General features: G+C 67.7%; 14 protein-coding genes. 1 reads left to right on the top strand and 13 read right to left on the bottom strand.

Annotated features, from left to right (window positions below):
- Positions 1–5 precede the first annotated feature (5 nt).
- From VH567_RS00070 to VH567_RS00010, 13 genes are all read right to left on the bottom strand, one after another.
- Positions 6–1,241, bottom strand: coding sequence for a hypothetical protein (locus tag VH567_RS00070; protein ID WP_423322181.1), 1,236 nt, complete (start codon positions 1,239–1,241; stop codon positions 6–8).
- Positions 1,242–1,244: 3 nt separating this feature from the next.
- Positions 1,245–2,510, bottom strand: a complete 1,266-nt coding sequence (locus tag VH567_RS00065; protein WP_423322180.1) for a hypothetical protein — start codon at positions 2,508–2,510, stop codon at positions 1,245–1,247.
- A 21-nt stretch (positions 2,511–2,531) separates the two neighbouring features.
- Positions 2,532–3,563, bottom strand: a complete 1,032-nt coding sequence (locus VH567_RS00060; protein ID WP_423322179.1) for a hypothetical protein — start codon at positions 3,561–3,563, stop codon at positions 2,532–2,534.
- Between the two features lie 41 nt (positions 3,564–3,604).
- Complete coding sequence (locus tag VH567_RS00055; protein ID WP_423322178.1) at positions 3,605–5,554, bottom strand: hypothetical protein; 1,950 nt, start codon at positions 5,552–5,554, stop codon at positions 3,605–3,607.
- Positions 5,555–5,607: 53 nt separating this feature from the next.
- A complete protein-coding gene (locus tag VH567_RS00050; RefSeq protein WP_423322177.1) occupies positions 5,608–7,044 on the bottom strand; it encodes a S8 family peptidase in 1,437 nt (478 codons plus the stop codon).
- Positions 7,041–7,835 (bottom strand): hypothetical protein, encoded by a 795-nt coding sequence (locus VH567_RS00045; protein ID WP_423322176.1) that lies wholly within the window; start codon positions 7,833–7,835, stop codon positions 7,041–7,043. Before VH567_RS00045 ends, VH567_RS00050 begins: the two co-directional genes overlap by 4 nt.
- Positions 7,832–8,059, bottom strand: coding sequence for a hypothetical protein (locus VH567_RS00040; protein ID WP_423322175.1), 228 nt, complete (start codon positions 8,057–8,059; stop codon positions 7,832–7,834). Before VH567_RS00040 ends, VH567_RS00045 begins: the two co-directional genes overlap by 4 nt.
- Complete coding sequence (locus VH567_RS00035; protein WP_423322174.1) at positions 8,056–9,066, bottom strand: hypothetical protein; 1,011 nt, start codon at positions 9,064–9,066, stop codon at positions 8,056–8,058. The genes VH567_RS00040 and VH567_RS00035 overlap by 4 nt, the downstream gene beginning before the upstream one ends.
- Before the next feature lie 12 nt (positions 9,067–9,078).
- On the bottom strand, positions 9,079–12,936 hold the full coding sequence (locus tag VH567_RS00030; RefSeq protein WP_423322173.1) for a papain-like cysteine protease family protein: 3,858 nt from the start codon (positions 12,934–12,936) through the stop codon (positions 9,079–9,081).
- A 3-nt stretch (positions 12,937–12,939) separates the two neighbouring features.
- Entirely contained in the window at positions 12,940–13,332 is a 393-nt protein-coding gene (locus tag VH567_RS00025; RefSeq protein WP_423322172.1) for a DUF3467 domain-containing protein, read from the bottom strand.
- Positions 13,333–13,438: 106 nt separating this feature from the next.
- Positions 13,439–14,374, bottom strand: a complete 936-nt coding sequence (locus tag VH567_RS00020) for a sigma-54 interaction domain-containing protein (protein WP_423322171.1) — start codon at positions 14,372–14,374, stop codon at positions 13,439–13,441.
- Positions 14,375–14,725: 351 nt separating this feature from the next.
- Positions 14,726–15,163, bottom strand: coding sequence for an NfeD family protein (locus tag VH567_RS00015; RefSeq protein WP_423322170.1), 438 nt, complete (start codon positions 15,161–15,163; stop codon positions 14,726–14,728).
- The gene (locus VH567_RS00010) at positions 15,163–16,149 is read right to left on the bottom strand and encodes an SPFH domain-containing protein (protein WP_423322169.1); all 987 of its coding nucleotides are present in this window, start codon (positions 16,147–16,149) and stop codon (positions 15,163–15,165) included. Before VH567_RS00010 ends, VH567_RS00015 begins: the two co-directional genes overlap by 1 nt.
- A gap of 120 nt (positions 16,150–16,269) precedes the next feature.
- Between VH567_RS00010 and guaB the strand changes: the two genes are divergently transcribed.
- Positions 16,270–17,727, top strand: a complete 1,458-nt coding sequence (gene guaB, locus VH567_RS00005; protein ID WP_423322168.1) for an IMP dehydrogenase — start codon at positions 16,270–16,272, stop codon at positions 17,725–17,727.
- The last annotated feature ends 34 nt before the right edge of the window (positions 17,728–17,761 follow it).

Below are 17,761 nucleotides of genomic sequence, written 5' to 3'. Positions count from 1 at the left end.
GGCGGTCATCGTGCGGCGGCCGGCGCGGCCGGGGCTTTCGGCGTATTAGGATTGTACGGCGTCGAATTGCCCTGGATCACGCTCATCATCTCGGGCGTCGCCATCTTCTCGAGCGGCAGGTAGTCGCTCTTGAAGTTCACCCGGACGTCGCCCGACAGCTTGGCCTTCACCTCCGCCTTGCTCTCGCTGCTCTCGTCGACCGCCGAGCCGACCGTCGCGACATGCTCCTGCACGTTGGTGTTCGTCGTACCCGCAGCGAAACCCCAGCCAGCGACTCCGGCCGAGGTGACGTTGCGGTTCATCGAGCTTTCGCGGTCGTACATAGAGGCGGTGTTCGATTGCTGGACGCTGTCGCTCGCGCGCATGTCGAACACGACCTTCGCGTTGATCGAGCCATCGGTGATGACGATCCGGTTGATCCCGAGCATCACCATCGACGACAGCAATTGCTGCCGCTGCCGCGCCATCTGCAACCGTGCGGCGGTGACCAGGCGAAGTTCGGCATTGGCGTCGGACAGGTCGGTGATCGGCGGGTTGATATTCATCTCCGCGCTGATCCGTGCGAGCGCGACCTCGGTGTCGTCGCCGGTCGTGACCAGCTTGGCGGTCGGCGGCGGCGCATCACCGGCCGCGAACGACGTGGCGTTGCCGTCGACCTCGACCGACAGGTCGTCGGGGAAGCGGTTGGCGAGGTAATCGCGGCCTGCGCCTGCACCGATATTGTCGTCCATGAATTGGTCGACGGTCTTAGCGACGTTCGCGATCAGTTCGCCGTACGCGCGCATCTGCTCCATCGACGATTCGACGATCGCCTGGAAGACGTTCTTGATCAGCCCGCCGACGAACTTCGGAAAATCGACCTTGCCGACCAGGTTGCCGAACTGCTCGACCCCCGCCGCGGTCGCGCCCGCCTTGAAGTTCGCGCCGGCGGCAGGGGGCAGGCCGCTCGTCAGCTTCTTGAAATTGGCGACGCCCGACGCTTGGTCCATTGCGGTCGAGGTCGGGGGAGGGGGCGGGGCAACGCCTGCCTGCGAGGCCGCTTGCGACACCGCATTCGGGTCCGCGATGTACGACAGCACCTTGACCATATCGCGCGCGAGCTGCTGCTGTTCGCCCGCTGGCAGCACGCCGAACGCCGGCACCGCGGTCAGTAGGTCGCGGACCTGCGGCCGCACCTCCGCCAGCGCCTGGGGGGCCAGCGCGTGGGGACTCGTCCAGCCCGCAGGATCCTCGCGCGCCATGGCTCAGACCCGGGCGGCGACGGGCGCGGCGGCGATCGGCGGCGGGGTGGCGACCCGCGCCGACGGCAGCACGTTGGGATCGACCGGCGTCGCATTGCCCTGGATCGCCGAGATCATCCCAGGCGTCGCCATCTTGTCGAGCGGCAGGTAATCGCTCTTGAAGTTCACCTCGACCGCGCCGGTCAGGCTGGCCTTGGCCTTGATCATGTCCGAACTGGTTTCCGACGCGCTGCTCTTGGCGGTGATGATCGGACGGTCCTGGTATTTGTACGTGCCGCGTGAGAAACTTTCCGCGTTGAGCGTGCCGCCCTCGATCTTGGTCTGTGATCCTCGGTCTCGCGTGCTGACGCCCTGGCGTGTGGTCTGGACATTACCAGCCTGATCGCGTGCCATGTCGAACGCCTCCGCGCTCCGGCTGAGATCGCGGCCGCTGGTCGCGGTAAAGTCGAACAACACCTTGGCGGAAATCTTGCCGTCGGTGACGACGATCCGGTTGATGCCGAGCAGGATCATGCTCGCCATCATCTGCTGACGTTGTTTGGCAAGCTGCATCCGGGCGCCGACCACCAAGGCGCGCTCGACGTTCGCGTCGGACAGGTCGAGGCTCTTGAGTGCACCGTTTTCGAAGCTGATCGAGCTGTTGACGCGCGCGAGTGCGGCGCCCTCGTCGATATCGCCGCGCAGTTTCAGGCGCGGTTGCGGATTATCGTCCATGTCGTCGGTGCCCATCTCGAACATGTCGGGGAATTTCTCCTGGATATGATCGCGGCCCTGATTTTCGGAGACGTTATCCTGCATGAACTGGCCGAGCGACATCGACACCGATGCGACCAGTTTTCCATATGCCTCCATCTGCTCCATCGATGTGCTGACGATCGCCTGGAACACGTTGGAGATCAGTCCGCCGACGAACGCCGGGAAGTTCACGCCATCGATATACTCCTTCGCGGCTGCGACGCCTTCGTGGATCGCACCCGCCTTGAAGTCGCTGTCGCCGATCGCCTCGACTTTCTCGTTGTTCGCATCATAGCTGCCCGGGGTGGCCAGCGCGGTGGCCGGCATGCCAAGGCCGCCCGCCAGCCGGTTGCCCTCGATATCCTCCGGCGCCGCCAGGTAATTCGCGATCAGGGTAGTATCCTTCGCGACCTGAAGCTGTCGGGCGGGCGGCAGCGCGGCGAACGCCGGGCTCTTCATCAACAGGTCGCGAACCGCGTCGCGGACTTCGGGACGGGGCGGGCGAGGCAGCGTGGCTATCGACGGCGGGTGCATGGTTTGGGCCTCGCAAGGGGTTCAGGCGGCGAGTTGCTGGAGCGCCTCGGCGCTGACCTCGAACTCGGCGGGACGGAGATACAGGCTGATCCGCGGCGGCAGTGCGGCGCCGGCGCGGACCGACAGGATCGAGAACCGCCCTGGCCACACCTCGTCGTCGGGGGTGAACGCGCTCATCCAGCGACTGAGCGCGGCGAGCTCGCGCGGCCGTTCCGACAGCCCGAGCGTCAGCAGGCTCAGGAATTCGGGCGGCAGGTCTGGGATCCGCGCAAGCTGGACGTAGAGTTCGAACTCGGGGCCCTGCGGTCCCGTCCCGAACGCCATCAGCACCGAATTTTCGGGCAGCTCGAACCGGCCACCCAGCACCAGGCCGATGATCTGCATGATCGCCGGCAGCCGTTCGGCCATGCCCATCGCGGTCAGCACCGGCTCGAGATCGCGCAGTTTCAGCGCGTGCGGATACAGGAACGTCAGCCGCTGGCCGCCCATGTCGCGCTGCGCGCTGATCGTCGTGAACAGCGGGCGCAGGCCGGGCAGCAGCCGCTGCGCGGTGGTGATGACCTGGAGCAGGCCGGGCGGCAATTGCGTCACCTGGTGTGGGTTGGTCTCGTAATAGACCTTCGACGCGTACAGTCCGTCGCGGTCGGTCGAGGCGCCGAAGAACGCGCCGTAATCGAGATTGCCGCCGCCGAAGCCGCGAAACGGTTCGGAGCGCTCGTCGAACCAGCGCAGCGTGTCGCGCCCGAGGAACGCGCCGACCAGCCGCCGCATCTCGCGCGTCGCCTCGTCGCGGCGGTCCGCCCCCGACGCGTCGGGTTCGAGCGGCTCGATCGTGAAGCGCAGCTTGGCCGGTTGTATCTCCGAGAAGGACGGCTCGAACGGTGCCGCCATCGGCACCAGCGCATTGCGGGCATAGCGCGGGTCGCCCGCGGGCAACGGGAAGGTGCGCGCGATCAGCCCGGCCATCGGCTGGCTCGGATCGGCCGCGCCGAGCGCACGCGCGGCCTGGGCAAGGCGCTCGGTCACCTTGGCGGAGAGCGGTTGGTAGGGCATCGTTCGATCCTCCTTGTCGGTGGCGTTCTAGAGGGGCGCCATCAGTGCCGGCTGGCGCCGTTGCGGACGCCCATCGCCCCGCTGAAACCCCCGGTCATGCCCGGGATCTCGTCCATGAACTCGCGCGCGAAGGCGGGCATCTGGACGGGTTTCGAGGTCATCACCGGCGACATCCGCGGCTGGCTCATCTCGTCGACGCGACTGTCGGTGGTCGCTGTGTCGGCGAGCCACAGCTCGCAGGCATTGACCAGGTCATAGTCGGTCGGGTTGCTCGTCGCCTTCGAGCCCGCGGTGCGCGGCATCGGCGAGCGCACGTCCATCATGTCGAGCAACACGCCCATCGGCCGCATGATCTTCTCGATGTTGTTGGCGAGCCACGCGGTGATGATCGCGCCGCAGGTGGCGAGCGTGCGGTAGCGCGAACTGGTGCGCGCGCCGCCCAGATCGGTGGTCGCGACCTGATCGATCACCTGCCACATGTCGCGCGCGCCGTAGGCGCCGCGGATCTCGGGATCGCTAAGCAGCTGGATCATCGACTTGACCTCGCCCTGCAGCTCGAGCGCGGCATAATAGGTCATGCCATAGCCGTGCAGCGACAGGTTGGTGGCGAGGTCGCGCGCCGCCTTGCGCATCTGCTGCGCGCCGGTCGCGCTGGGAATCGCCGCGCGCAGTAGCTTGTCGACGTCCTGCTGGCGAACGAAATTGGATACCGACGACACGAACCGGAGCCAGAGGTCGTTGAAGTCGGTATTGCCCTGGATCGCCGGATTGCCGCCCGGCTGCCCCATCGTCATCGCATACAGGTCGGCGCGTTCGCCTTCGCTGATCCGGTTGGGCGACTCCTTCCAGCGGCGATACAGCATCTGCCCCGCCGCGCCCTTGCCGATCGGCAGCGTGCCGTTCTGCGCACTCTCCAGGATCTTGTCGACGACCTGGAACGCCTTCAGCTCGTCGAGCATCGCCGCGCAGATCACCGGTCCCATCAGCCGGATATTGTCCGAGACGACTTCGGCATCGGATACCGTGTCGAGGTCGGGCAGGTCGATGCCGATCTCGCTCGTGACGTCGCCGACACCGACGTTCTGGACTTTGTCGAGCGCCTCGCTAATCCGGCGGCCGAGTTGCGGATCATGCTCGGTGACGCCGCGCGCCGCGAGCTGACGCATGACCTTGGCGAATTCCACGACATCGACGATTCCACCGCTGGCGGATGTGCCGCCGCCTTCCTGCGCCAGGATGCCCAGCACGCGCGCCGACAACGGCTTGTACGACTCTGTTTCGCCGAGCGCCTTGAAGAACGCACGGGCGAAAAGCGGCCATTGGGGATCGTCTTTGTCGGCGTTCAGCGCGAAGCGGTCGTTGTCGAATTTCGTCTCCGCCTCGAGCTTCGCAGCGAGCACGGCCGCCGCCTCCTGTTCGGCAGGCGTTTGGTTGGCAATGATGTCGGCCTCAACCGCCGCAGCGTCTATCTGACCTTGGGTCCGCGCCTTGAGTGCTGCGGCAGCTTCCGCCGCAGTCGGAGCCTCGGGCCTCCTGGGGCGGTCGTCGATGACGATCGGAGGCGGTTCTACCGCATCGCTGATCAACAAACCGATCGTCAGCGCGCAACCGACCGCGGAGGGGCCGTTGAGACGATCGCCGCTCGCCATTCTCAGTGTCACGCCGGGGGATTCGTCGAGCACCGAGCCATCGGGGTTGCCGAGATGGCCGATCAACAGGTTGCGCTCGGTGAACAGGTCGCGCGCGGCGAGATAGAGGGGGCTGGCCCATTCCTTGGGCGTGACGGTGATGATCGCAAGCGTCCGCGCGATGCGGTCGCGTTCGGCCTTTTCTTCGACCGAATAATATACCGCGTCGGTGGCACCGCCGACTCCCGCGCCGGCCCGCGAGCGCGCCGATCGATCGAGCTGGTTGAGGCGCTCCTGCAGGCGGGTACGCTCGGTGAATTCGAGGTGGGCGAGATCGCGGTAGCGGATGTTCGAGAGTGTCATGGCGGGATTCCTCTGCTTGTTCGGGCCTTTCCGGGGTGTGCGGGGTCTGGCCATCATCCGTCCTCGGTCGCGGGATGTTCGTGGTCGATGAACCGATCCACCGCGGCGACCGCGGCGGCCGCGTCGAGCACGCCCGCGCCGCAACCGGGCGAGGCGGTCGAGAACGGGCGCGCGGTGGCGGCGAGCAGGTGCTTGATCGTGGCCGCATCGATCGGGAAGGCGCGGCGTTCGGCGCGGGCGATCATCAGCGCCGCGGTCGCGCTGACGAACGGCGCGGCGAAACTGGTGCCGGTCGCGCGCTGATAGCCGTCGAGCGCTGCGGTGAAGATCCGGTCGCCCGGCGCGCACAATGCGACATGCTGGCCGCGGGTCGAGAAGCCGGTCGGCCGCGCATCGGTGCCGACCGCGCCGACTGCGATCACCTGCGGATAGGCGGCAGGCCAATAGGTCGTCTCGTGGCCGTTGTTGCCGCTGGCCGCGACGAATACGCAGCCGCGATCCGCGCCGTACGCGATCACGTCGGCATGCGGCTTGGGCATGTGCGGCGCGAGTTGCGCGTCGTCGGTGCCGAAGCTCAGGTTGAGCACGCGCGCGCCGAGATCGATCGCGAGCTTGGCCGCCGCATCGAGATCGGCGATCGCGCCCATGCCGATCGCCGCCGACCGTCCGGGCAGCCGCGCCGCGCCGAGCGCGCGCATCGGCAACAGCTGCGCATCGCCCGCCATGCCCGGTGGCATGTCGATCCCGAGCGCGCCGATGATCGCCGCGCAGGCCGAGCCGTGACCGACATAATGATCGACCGGCTCGTGATCGGGATCGTCGGTGGTCCCGAGCATCTCGATCCCCGGTGCGACGTCTCGGGTCGACAGGTTGACCGTATCGTAGCCGCGCCGGAACCGTCCGGCGAACTCGCGGTGCTCGGGTGCGACGCCGCTGTCGATGATGCCGACGATCACTGCGCTGTCGCCGGGTTCGTAGGCCAGGGCTTGAGGCCCGCGGATCATCGCCCAGGGCGCCCACATCTCCTCGTCGTCGACCGCATCGACCGCGAGCAATGCGGCCTGCCCGAACGGTCCTGCGGCGACGTAGTTGGGGCTCGCCCACTCGACCGTGCTGATCGACGACAACGCATCGGCGAGGTCGCCAAGCTGCGTCGTGTGATCGGCCTGGACGAGGAAGGTGCGCGCGACGCCGCTGATCTGTTCGGCGTCGGTATAGTGCCGGTTGCGCGCGCCCTTGTGGCCGATGTTCGCAGCAGCCGTGTGCAGCCGCGCGATACGCACGCTGCCACCGCGTTCGCGAAGAATCCGGTCGATCGCGCCACCGTCCAGCGCCGTCGCCGCGGCGATCGCCCCGTCGCGGACGTCGTTGCGCGCGGGGACAGACGCGGGCGCCTCGCCTAGGCTCAGCTTCACGAGCATCGATCCCGGCAGGCAATAGGCGGTCGAGCCGCGGGGTGCCCAGGGGGCGGCGAGACGACGCATCGTCATGACGTCGCGTCCGGATCGAGTATGACGGCTGCGATCGGTCCCACGACGGGAAGCGGTGCGAACGGTCGCAGATCGAACGCCATCGCGGTCGAGACGGTCGGCGTCGGCGCGACGGTCAGTTCGCCGAACCATTGATGCGGCGACGGCGCGAGCAGCAATTCGGTCTCGCTTGCCTTGACCACCGCCATCGCCTCGCCCGCCAGCATGACGCGCGGCGGACCGCCCCGGGTGAGATTGCGACCGCGGACGCGCAGTAGCGGCGGTGCATCGGGATCGTCGTTTGGCACCGGCACGACATGCTCGACCAGCGGCGCGGCGGCACGCTCCAACGCTTTGCGCAGGCGGTCGACCGGCAGGCTGGTGACGCGCGCCATCTCGCGCTCGCCGCCGTCCTTGCTCATCTGCTGGAGCTTGTCGACAGTGCGGACGCCGATCCATTCGAGCTTGCGGCGCTCCTCCTCCGAGACGTCGTCGCCCAGTTCGTCGAGCGGCCGATCGTTCGGATCATAGGACGAGGCGATCGCATTCTCCTCGATCATTGGCCGGGTGATCGCCGCGAAGACGAGGTGGAACAGGCTCGCCTGCGTATCCGCGGCGCCCGCCGGGCGGATCCGGATCTCGCCTGCGGTGAACTCGACCTGCGCGCGCAGGTCCATCGTGATGTCCTTGATCGCGAAGGTCAGCGGCAGGTTGAGATTGCGCGCCTTGGTCGCCATCGCGGTCTGCGCCTTGTCGAGCTGGCTCTGTACCGCCTGGATGAAATGCTCGAGCGGGAGCGCACCGGCGTTCATGACGGCATCTCCCACACCACGCGCAGCCGCGAGACGGGCAGGTCGAACGCGGTGCGCGTGACGAAACGCGGCAGGTCGGCGCGAAACTCCGTGCCGCCAAATCCGATCTCGATCGGGAGGTCGAGTTCGATCCGGGTCGCGCGCACGCCGGTCTGCGCGGCGGCGGCCATCGCGCCGTCGGCAACCTCGGTCAGCGTCTGCGCGAGCGGGCGGAGGCCGGTCATGCCGTCACGCCCGGCGCGAGGGGAATGGGAACAGGGGCAGGCAGCGCGGCGCGGGCGGGCGCGGGGCGGGTCGATCCGCCTCTCGCGTGATGCTCCAGCTGGCCGCGTTTGACGTCGTCCATGAAGCGATCGAGCGGCACGGTCTCGCTGGCGAAATTGATTTTCACCTCGCCGAACAGCTCGGCCTTGAGATCGCTGTCGGCCTGCACGTTGACGCCGACGGTCGACACCTTGGTCGACGGCGCGGCATAGGTGCGCGATCCACGCTCGCTCCATTCGGCGCCGCCGGTCTTGGGATCGCCGCCGGTCGCATAGTCGAACGCGGTGTGGTCCGCCGCCGCGGCGCGAAACCGGACGCGCGCGTTGATCGTGCCGTCCTTGACGACGACGCGGTTCATGCCGAGCAGCACCATCGTCGACAATGTCTGCAACCGCTGTTTCGCGACCGCCTCGCGTGCGTGCGGCAGCACCTGTTGTTCGAGCAGTTCGGCGGTGAGTTCCTGATCGTCGAGCCCGAAATCGGCAAGCCACGGCGGCGATGCGGATTCGTCGTTGCCGGGGCGCGCCACGGGGACGAGCGTTGGCCCGTCCTCACCCTTGCCGATCGCGACGTCGCGCGGATATTGCTCGACCAGATAGTCGCGCGCCTGGTTGAGCGTCACATTCTCGTTCTTGAACTGTTCGAGCGGTTTGGCGACCGCGGCGACGAGATCGGCGAAGCTCTCCATCTGCCGGATCGAGCTGTCGACGATCGCATCGAACGTGCCGTGGACGAGGCTGGCGACAAACGCGGGAAAGTCGAGTTCGTCCGACAGCGCGCCCGCGCGACGGCCGAGCGAGTCGGTTGCGGTCTCGCGCTTTGGTGCGGGGGTGACCGCTGCCGGATCGTCCTCGGGCTGGGGCGCCTGCGTCGAATCGCCGATCTCGCGCCCGAACGCATCGCGCGCCAGCGACCGCGCGACGGCATAGCCGCCGCTCGTCGGCGGGGGAGGAGGGCGAAGGGGCATCGGCCGAGCCGCTCAAACGCCGACGTGGGCGGGTTCGCGCGATGGGGTGGCGCCCGCATCGGACCCCGTATCGACCCACGCGTTGGTTCGGAGATGATGCCCATCGCCATCGAGCACGACGCGGATGGTCGAGCGATGATCCGCCTCGCCGGGCTTGCTGAAGTGGTGATCGAGCACGACGGTCAGCTTGGCGAGGCTCTCGTCGTCCGGACCGTCGAGGATACGGCCCTCGACATTCAGCGCCCAGCCGTCGCTTAGCGCCGCCCGACCGGGGGTGACGCGGACGTTGCCGACCGCGCCGCCGCCATGGCTCCAGGCAAGCGCCACGCCACCAAAGGTACCGCCGCCCGCGTCCGGCATCTGTGGCCAGTCGTCGATCGCAAGCGCGCCCTGCACCTCGGGCATCTCGACCGTCCGCGCGGTACGGGGCCGGCGCAGACCATCGAGCTGTTCGAGCACGAAGCCGACACCGCCGACCGTCGTCCGGTCGGTCCGCCGGATCGGGTCGGCACCGGCATCCATCGCCCGTGGTCCCTTGCTGGCGGGAGGCGGGGCCATGCGGCGTTGCTCATAGCCTTGCGCATAGCCGACGGCAGCCGCGGAGCCCGTGTTGGGACGGCGCCCTCCGGTGTCCGCATTGTGCAGGATCTGCAGGTTGACGCCCGCGAGCGTCGCGGCATTCTCGTATTCCGCGGCGAACGCGTCCCAGCCCATGATGTAGCGGCTGCCGGTCAGATGCGTGCTGGCATACGCGCCGGGGGACCCGGGCGTGCCGATCGTCCGGTCCCACGGATCGCTGATCCGCACGAAGAAGCCGTTCGCGTCGCCGTACATGCCGGTGACGACGATCGCATGAAGGCCGGGCACGTCGGCCGCGACCCATAACGGACCATGATCCTCAAGCAGTCCGCGCAGGCCGTCGGGCGTATAGCAGGCTGGCGGTGCCGCACTTAGCCCCATCTCGCGGGCGAAATCGCCGACCTGCGCGGGCGCCAGCCCGGTCGCAGTGGTGCGGTGGCACAGCGTCGCGACGCTGTCGGGACTGAGCGAGACGCGCTCGCCCCAGCCGATCACCATCGCGCCCGCTGCCGCCCAGCAGCTGAAATCGCTCGGTTGCGCGATGAGCTCGACCTCGTCCCAATTGAGGCTGTAGCTCTCGTTGGCGAGGCCACGCGCCGCCCTGGTTGCCTCGCCCTTGGCGTAGGAGAGCAGGTGTCCGAACAGCCCGCCTGAGGGGGCTGCCTTCAGATGCCCGACATAGCGCAACCGATCGGCATCGAAGCGCAGGTTGGCGATGTCGTCGGGCGTCGCCCAGCTTGGCGGTTCGGTCGTGAGCGGCTTTCCCGCAGCCTGATACGCGTCGAGCACAAGTTCGGAGCAGAAGAAGCTGTCGTTGGACGGCGTGCCCATGTCGATGCGACCGGCGAACGCGCGGCAGCGGTCGGACAGGCCGTTGGGCAAGGCCGAGCACAGCCGCTGGTCGATCTGGAACAGCGCCTGGCGGACGATCCCGATATGGCTGTAGGGCTCGCCGATATGCGCGCTGGCGGCGTGCGCGATCGTCTCGCGCTGCGCGGTGTCGAGCCCCGGCACGCGGAACGCGACCGCGACCGTCGCGTCCGCCAGCGCTTCGCCGAGCGGGCGGAAGAGAACGCCGTCGCCGACCGCTTCGATCACCATGCCGCCCTGATCGACATACAGCATCGCATGGCTGACCTGGCCGCTCGTCGCGCGGCGGATGGCTTGCGAGATTGCCGCGTCGGTAGTCGACAGGATGATGTCGCCGACCTGCAACGCACCCATGCCGATCGACTGGCCGCCGACGCCGGGATCGAGCGGGATCTCCGCATCGAACGCGCGTGGGGTAGGCTTCAGCGCGAGCGCCTGGCCGGTCGCCGATGCCGCGGCAACGGTCGTCCAGCCGGTGTCGACGTCGATATCCATCGGCGGCAGCAGGTTGCTCGGATCGTTGCCCGCCGCGACCGGATCATAGGCGTAAAGCCTGTGCCCACCGACATAGAGTTCGTGGGCTGGGAAACCGTCATGGCTGCCGGTGGCCTTCGCCTCGATTGCGCCATCGCCGGTGATCCGTAACAGCACCGACATGTCGGCATCAATCGCGGGCGACACATGGCTGAGCGGAAGGCCGCCGCTGGCGCTGATGGTTACCAGTGACGCGCGTTCGAACGCGGATTGTGCGCCGCGCGCCATGCCCGGTGCACCGGATCGGATATCGAGATTGTCCACCGTCCGCGCGAGCTTGGCGCGCTCGGTCGGTTGCGCACCGTCGCGCTTTTCGCGCCACCAATTGGGTTTGCCCTCCGGATGGAACGTGTCGTCGGTCGCATAGGCGGTGCTCTCGCCCCAGTCGGCCCGCGAGATGTCGATCCCGGCGATCGTACCGTTTGCCGCGAGCCGTATTTCGGCGACGATCTCGCCGCGGCTCGTGCCGCCCGCATAGGCGAAGCCGCGCCCGTCACCGCCATAGACGGTCAGCGGAGAGTCGATTGCAGGGGAGGGAATGAACATCCGGTATTTGACTTCGACGCTCCGCCCTTCCGCACCGAGCGCGCGCGCCGGTTCGCCGAGCTGTCCGAGCGCTGCCGCCATCCCGAAAGTGGTCGAGACGGTGCGTTGGACCGACACGAAGAATTCGATCGGCGACAACCCCGCGCCAATCCCGACCTGCGCCGTGACGCCCTGGAAATTGCCGAGCGTATCGAACAATACCGAGGCGCCGCCGACGATCGCCTCGCCGCCCGAAACGGTCGCACTCCGGCTCCAACCCGAAAAGCCGGCGACGCCGCCGCGGATGACCGTGAGCTGCACCACCGCGCTGATCGATGCGAGCAGACCCGTATCGAGTTGCGCCGAGCCGTAGACGCCCAATTCCCCGGCGGGCCCGAAGATCAGGCCGATGCCGAGCGTACCACCCTGGAGCAGCCCGGCTCCGGCCGCCTCGCCGAGCCCGATCGAGACGGGCATGCCCGCCGCGGCGGATGCCCGGGCGGCTAGTCGCAGCGCGATGATCATCGGCGCGGCGGGGCCGGTGACCGTGAGTAGCAGCGCTTCGGCCGCGATCCGTAGCGCCCCGCTCAGCACCGTGACCGGCGGAGGCGTGACCGCGACGCGATCGGGCGAGACGACGACGTCGGTCGCGAAGGCCTGTGCAGGCTTCGGCGCGGTCGACCAGGCAAGGCTGCTGGCGGTCGCTGCGGGGGCTGTCGCGATGGGCCGGTCGATGGGCGGGGCCGTCGGGGCAGTCCGTCGTTCCGGAACCGCGTCGGCGACCGGCGCCGACCCGGGGGATTTGACAGGCATCGGACCAAACCCGTCATCATAATGACCGGCCGGTGGGGCATCGGCGTTGGTAATTGGTGCCACCGTACGTTGCGCCGGCTGCTGCCCCGGCGGTGCCGCGTCGCCGGCCCATTCGAGCGCACCCGCCGCACCGGATTTTTGGCCCGGGATCACGCGCAGTCGTCGCAGGCTGCGCCCGGTCAGCGCGTGAAGCGAGACATAGGGGCTCGCCGATGTCGGCATCACGTCGACCTCGAACTGGATCGGTCCCGACGGGCCGGTCGTCGCCAGCCCGAAATACAGCCTCTCCGAACCGACGAACTGCGCGAGAACTTCGGGCGGGATCACGTACACCGCCTCGCCCCTTGCGACCTCCAGCGTCCCGCTCGCGCGGCTCGAATAGAAATTGCTGGGCCGGCGCGCGCCGCGTCCGCCGGGGCCGAACAGCCCGGGATCCGTCGCGATCGCGATCTCCGCGCGGCGTGGTTCGCCGCGAGTGCGGATGGTGAAGCCGAGCATCGGGAAACGGTCGTTGACCTCGAGCCGGTTGGGGCGGATCTGCGCAGGCATTGGCTACCTCGGCGAAGGGGGCATGGCGCCCGGTGGAGGGGAGGGGGAGGGCGAAAGGGGCTGGGCCCGCACGGTCGTCGCGCGGTGTTCGAACTCGGGCAGGCTGGTGATCAGCGCGCTCAGCGGATCCTCGTCGTCGAGATCGGCGATCGCCCCGTGCGCGCTCTCGAACCGGGCGATCGCATCCGCCAGCAGTCGCGCGAACAGCTTGGCCTGGACGGGGCCGGCGACGATCCGCGAATGCACGTTGACCGCGCGCGCCTCGGGCCGGAACTGGCCGAAATCGAGCAGGAACTCGAACGCGTTGTAGCCCACCTCGCAATAGTTCGCGTAGGTCGCGAGCGCGAGATCGCCCGGTGCTGTCGAGGTCGGGGTCGAGGAAGTGTTTGGCGTCATGCCGTGACATGCGCAACGGACGTGCCAACCGCGGATATCCGCCATTCCCGCCATCGTGCGCGGGCGCATGTTACGCTCGCACCGTAACATCGCCCTGCGCGCCGGGTTACACCTCGATACTATGCTCGACGTGATACTGCGCGAGTTTGCGGTACAGCGTCATCCGCGACCAGTTCATCGCCTTGGCCGCCTGCGCCTTGTTCCAGTGCGTTGCGGTCAGCGCCGCGACCAGCCGCGCGCGCTCGTCCGACACCGCGATCCGGTACGGCGCGAACAGCCGGGCGAACGCCGGCGGCAGGTCCGCGAAGTGGATCGTGCCGCGCGGCGGATCGATGAACAACGCCTCGGCGAGATTGCGCACCTCGCGCACGTTGCCGGGCCAGTCGTGCGCGGCGAGGCAATGCTCCAGCTCCGGATCGGGCCGGCCGACATCGGCATCGTCGCGCCGGTTCAGTTCGCCGATCGCCGCCGACAGCAGCACGCCGACATCCTCGGGTCGATCGCGCAAGGGCGGCAGGTCGAGCCGCGCGACGTTCAGCCGGTAATACAGGTCGGCGCGGAACAGCCCGTGCGCGACCATGCCCTCGAGCGACTGGTTGGTCGCGGCGACGACGCGGATGTCGACCGCGACGCCGCGTTGCCCGCCGACCGGCCGGATCTCGCGCGTCTCGATCGCCCGGAGCAGTTTCGCCTGCGCCTGCGGCCGCATCTCGCCGATCTCGTCGAGGAACAGCGTGCCGCCATCGGCCTGCGCCATATGGCCTCGCACCGCGACATGCGCGCCCGTGAACGCCCCCCGGGCATGGCCGAAAAGCTCGCTTTCGATCAATCCCTCGGGCAGCGCGGCGCAGTTGAGCGCGATGAACGGCCCGTGCGCGCGGGGGCCGAGGTCATGCACCGCTTGTGCGACGCGCTCCTTGCCGGTGCCCGTCTCGCCGGTGATCAGGACGGTCGCCAACGACCGCGCGATCTTGGGCAGATAGCCGCGCAACGCCACCATTGCCGGGCTGATACCCAGAATGGCGTGCGCATGTTGCAGCATACGGCCCTCCCTGTATCGGGCGATCCGTATGCGGGCGACCCGGACATGACGGGGTCGGGGCTATAGACCGTGCGACTCGCGGCTCGTACGTTCACGAGTCCTTGAACAGATGAGTGTTACAGGAAACCGCAAGCGAGAGTCCTGAATATTGCATCCGATAACAATCAATAGTACGGACCGAGAAATTAAATTATCGCTGCAACGGCATAGTCATCGGTAATTCCCGTCGACTTGTAATCTGGTGATCTGCGGGCGGTGAATTTACCGGTTTGGAGGCGGTGGATAGTCTAAGAGAGTCGGGCTTAGCGGCATGCGCAACACCCGCCAACGCTCGCATGCCTCACCGCGCCGTCAAAGCGACTCCACCACGACTTCGCCGTCGATCACGGCCGCAATCCTGACGCGTGCGCCAACCGGCGCGTCGTCTCCCCGCGCCGGCCAGCTTCCATCACCGACCAAGACCCGGCCGTGACCGCCGACCAGCGCCGTTTCCACGATCACCACCTGCCCGGTCAACCGTGCCGCGCGGTCGTTGAGCATCGCGTCGCCGCCCTCGACCGGATAGTCCCGGTACCAGCGCTTCCCGATGAGCACGGTGACCGCGCTCCATATCGCGAACGCCGCCAATTGAACGGGCATCGGCAGGTCGGGCAGCACGAACACCGCCGCCCCGGTGACCGCCGCGGCGATCGCCAGGAAAACCAGGAATACCCCCGGCACTGCCAGTTCCGCGATCCCCAGCACCAGCGCCGCGATCAGCCACGCAGCAGCCGCGCTGATCCCGTCCATCAGCTTTTCGGCAGTTCGGTGGACTTAGACAGCTCGAACGGCCCACGAGCGGCAGGCTTGGCCGGCGGCGACGCCGTCGCATCCCGCAACGCGTCCTTCGCCAGCTCACCGATCCCGCCGAGCGTCCCCATCAACTGCGTAGCCTCGACCGGGAACAGGATCGTCTTCGCGTTCGGCGAGGTGGCGAACTTGCCGATCGCCTCGACGTATTTCTGTGCGATGAAGTAGTTGATCGCCTGCGCGCCACCCTCCTCGATCGCCTGCGACACCGCACGCGTCGCCGAAGCCTCCGCCACTGCCGCCCGCTCGCGCGCCTCGGCATCACGGAACGCGGATTCCTTGCGCCCCTCGGACTCGAGTATCCGCGCCTGCTTCTGCCCCTCGGCGCGCAGGATTTCAGACGCCCGCGAACCCTCGGCATCGAGGATGTTCGCGCGCTTCTCGCGCTCGGCCTTCATCTGCCGCCCCATCGCGTTGACGATGTCGGCCGGCGGACGGATGTCCTTGATCTCGACGCGCGTGATCTTCACGCCCCACGGCGTCGTCGCATGATCGACCACGTTGAGCAGCCGCGCGTTGATCTCGTCGCGCTTCGACAGCGTCTCGTCGAGGTCCATCGACCCCATCACCGTGCGCAGGTTCGTCGTCGTGAGCTGCAACAGCGCCTGGTACAGGTCCGACACCTCGTACGCCGCCTTGGCCGAGTCGAGCACCTGGAAGAACACGACCCCGTCGGTCGAGATCATCGCGTTGTCCTTGGTGATGATCTCCTGGCCGGGGATATCGATCACCTGCTCCATCATGTTCACCTTCCGCCCGACGCGGTAGAAGAACGCGGGGTAGAAATTGAAGCCGGGCCGCGCGACCGTGGTGAAGCGACCGAAATGCTCGATCGTGTATTGATAGCCTTGGTGGACGATCTTGATGCTGGTGAAGAGGTACAGCAGCACCAGCGCCAGCAGGAGCGCGGCAACGATCAGGCCCATCGAACAATCCCCCATCCGTGTATGGCCCGGCTATAGCACGTCCGCTTATGAGAGGCCTAGCCGTACGCCGCGCGTTTGGTTACATGGCGCGCCACCTCACACCCAGGAACGGCAGCTCTCATGGATATCCGCCTCGGCCTCACATTCGACGACGTCCTCCTGTATCCGGGGGAATCGGACGTGCTGCCAAGCCAGGCCGATACCCGGACTCAGCTGACGCGCGGCATCGCGCTCAACATCCCGATCCTCTCGTCCGCGATGGACACTGTCACCGAAGCCGACATGGCGATCGTGATGGCGCAGCTCGGCGGGATCGGCGTGCTCCACCGCAACCTCACCATCGAGGAACAGGTGGTGGCCGTGCGCCAGGTCAAGCGCTTCGAATCGGGCATGGTGGTCAACCCGATCACGATCAAGCCGACCGCCACGCTCGGCGAAGCGCAGGCACTGATGTCGGGTCACCGGATCAGCGGCATCCCGGTTGTGGAAGCGGACGGCAAGCTGGTCGGCATCCTCACCAACCGCGACGTGCGCTTTGCGGGCAATCCGCAGCAGCCGGTCAGCGAGCTGATGACGCATGAGAACCTCGCTACCGTCTCGACCGAAGTCGGCAAGGAAGAGGCACGCCGCCTGCTCCACGCCCGCCGCATCGAGAAGCTGCTGGTGGTCGACGCGCAGTATCGCTGCGTCGGCCTGATCACCGTCAAGGACATCGAGAAAGCGGTGATGTTCCCGGATGCGACCAAGGACGAGGCGGGTCGCCTCCGCGTGGCCGCGGCGACGACGGTCGGCGACAAGGGCTTCGACCGGACCGAACAGCTGGTCGACGCCGGTTGCGACCTGATCGTGATCGACACCGCGCACGGGCATAATCGCGACGTCGGCCGTGCGGTCGAGCGCGTGAAGAAGCTGTCGAACTCGGTGCAGGTGGTGGCGGGTAACGTCGCGACCGGCGAGGCGACGCGTGCGCTGATCGGTGCGGGCGCGGACGGGATCAAGGTCGGCATCGGGCCGGGCTCGATCTGCACCACGCGCGTCGTCGCAGGCGTCGGCGTGCCGCAGCTGACTGCGGTGATGGATTGCGCGGAGGCGGGTCACAAGGCCGGCGTCCCGGTGATCGCCGATGGCGGCATCCGCACCTCGGGTGATATGGCAAAGGCGCTCGCGGCAGGTGCATCGACGGTGATGATCGGCTCGCTGCTGGCCGGCACGGACGAAGCTCCGGGCGAGACGTTCCTGTATCAGGGGCGGGCGTACAAGTCGTACCGCGGCATGGGCTCGGTCGGCGCGATGGGCCGCGGCTCGGCGGATCGCTATTTCCAAGGCGATATCAAGGACCAGCTCAAGCTCGTGCCTGAGGGCATTGAGGGGCAGGTGGCGTACAAGGGCCCGGCAAGGGATGTCGTCCATCAGCTGGTCGGCGGGATCAAGGCGGCGATGGGCTATACGGGGTCCGCGACGATTCCGGATCTCCAGGCGCGCGCGGAGTTCGTACAGATTACGGGCGCTGGCTTGATGGAGAGCCATGTTCACGACGTAACGATCACGCGGGAAGCGCCGAATTACCCGACGCGGTGATCCTGGCGATGTTCTCCCGCGAAGGCGGGAGCCC

The sequence above is a fragment of the Sphingomonas sp. 4RDLI-65 genome, from assembly GCF_049472435.1.
Classification (GTDB): Bacteria; Pseudomonadota; Alphaproteobacteria; order Sphingomonadales; family Sphingomonadaceae; genus Sphingomonas.
The sequence above is the reverse complement of the archived record's forward strand: the minus strand, read 5'-3'. Positions and strand labels throughout refer to the sequence as shown.

Bases quoted from the DNA above. Each gene is read 5' to 3' on its own strand.
- VH567_RS00070 (WP_423322181.1), bottom strand. From the start codon at position 1,241: ATGGCGCGCGAGGATCCTGCGGGCTGGACGAGTCCCCACGCGCTGGCC.
- VH567_RS00065 (WP_423322180.1), bottom strand. From the start codon at position 2,510: ATGCACCCGCCGTCGATAGCCACGCTGCCTCGCCCGCCCCGTCCCGAA.
- VH567_RS00060 (WP_423322179.1), bottom strand. From the start codon at position 3,563: ATGCCCTACCAACCGCTCTCCGCCAAGGTGACCGAGCGCCTTGCCCAG.
- VH567_RS00055 (WP_423322178.1), bottom strand. From the start codon at position 5,554: ATGACACTCTCGAACATCCGCTACCGCGATCTCGCCCACCTCGAATTC.
- VH567_RS00050 (WP_423322177.1), bottom strand. From the start codon at position 7,044: ATGACGATGCGTCGTCTCGCCGCCCCCTGGGCACCCCGCGGCTCGACC.
- VH567_RS00045 (WP_423322176.1), bottom strand. From the start codon at position 7,835: ATGAACGCCGGTGCGCTCCCGCTCGAGCATTTCATCCAGGCGGTACAG.
- VH567_RS00040 (WP_423322175.1), bottom strand. From the start codon at position 8,059: ATGACCGGCCTCCGCCCGCTCGCGCAGACGCTGACCGAGGTTGCCGAC.
- VH567_RS00035 (WP_423322174.1), bottom strand. From the start codon at position 9,066: ATGCCCCTTCGCCCTCCTCCCCCGCCGACGAGCGGCGGCTATGCCGTC.
- VH567_RS00030 (WP_423322173.1), bottom strand. From the start codon at position 12,936: ATGCCTGCGCAGATCCGCCCCAACCGGCTCGAGGTCAACGACCGTTTC.
- VH567_RS00025 (WP_423322172.1), bottom strand. From the start codon at position 13,332: ATGACGCCAAACACTTCCTCGACCCCGACCTCGACAGCACCGGGCGAT.
- VH567_RS00020 (WP_423322171.1), bottom strand. From the start codon at position 14,374: ATGCTGCAACATGCGCACGCCATTCTGGGTATCAGCCCGGCAATGGTG.
- VH567_RS00015 (WP_423322170.1), bottom strand. From the start codon at position 15,163: ATGGACGGGATCAGCGCGGCTGCTGCGTGGCTGATCGCGGCGCTGGTG.
- VH567_RS00010 (WP_423322169.1), bottom strand. From the start codon at position 16,149: ATGGGCCTGATCGTTGCCGCGCTCCTGCTGGCGCTGGTGCTGCTGTAC.
- guaB (WP_423322168.1), top strand. From the start codon at position 16,270: ATGGATATCCGCCTCGGCCTCACATTCGACGACGTCCTCCTGTATCCG.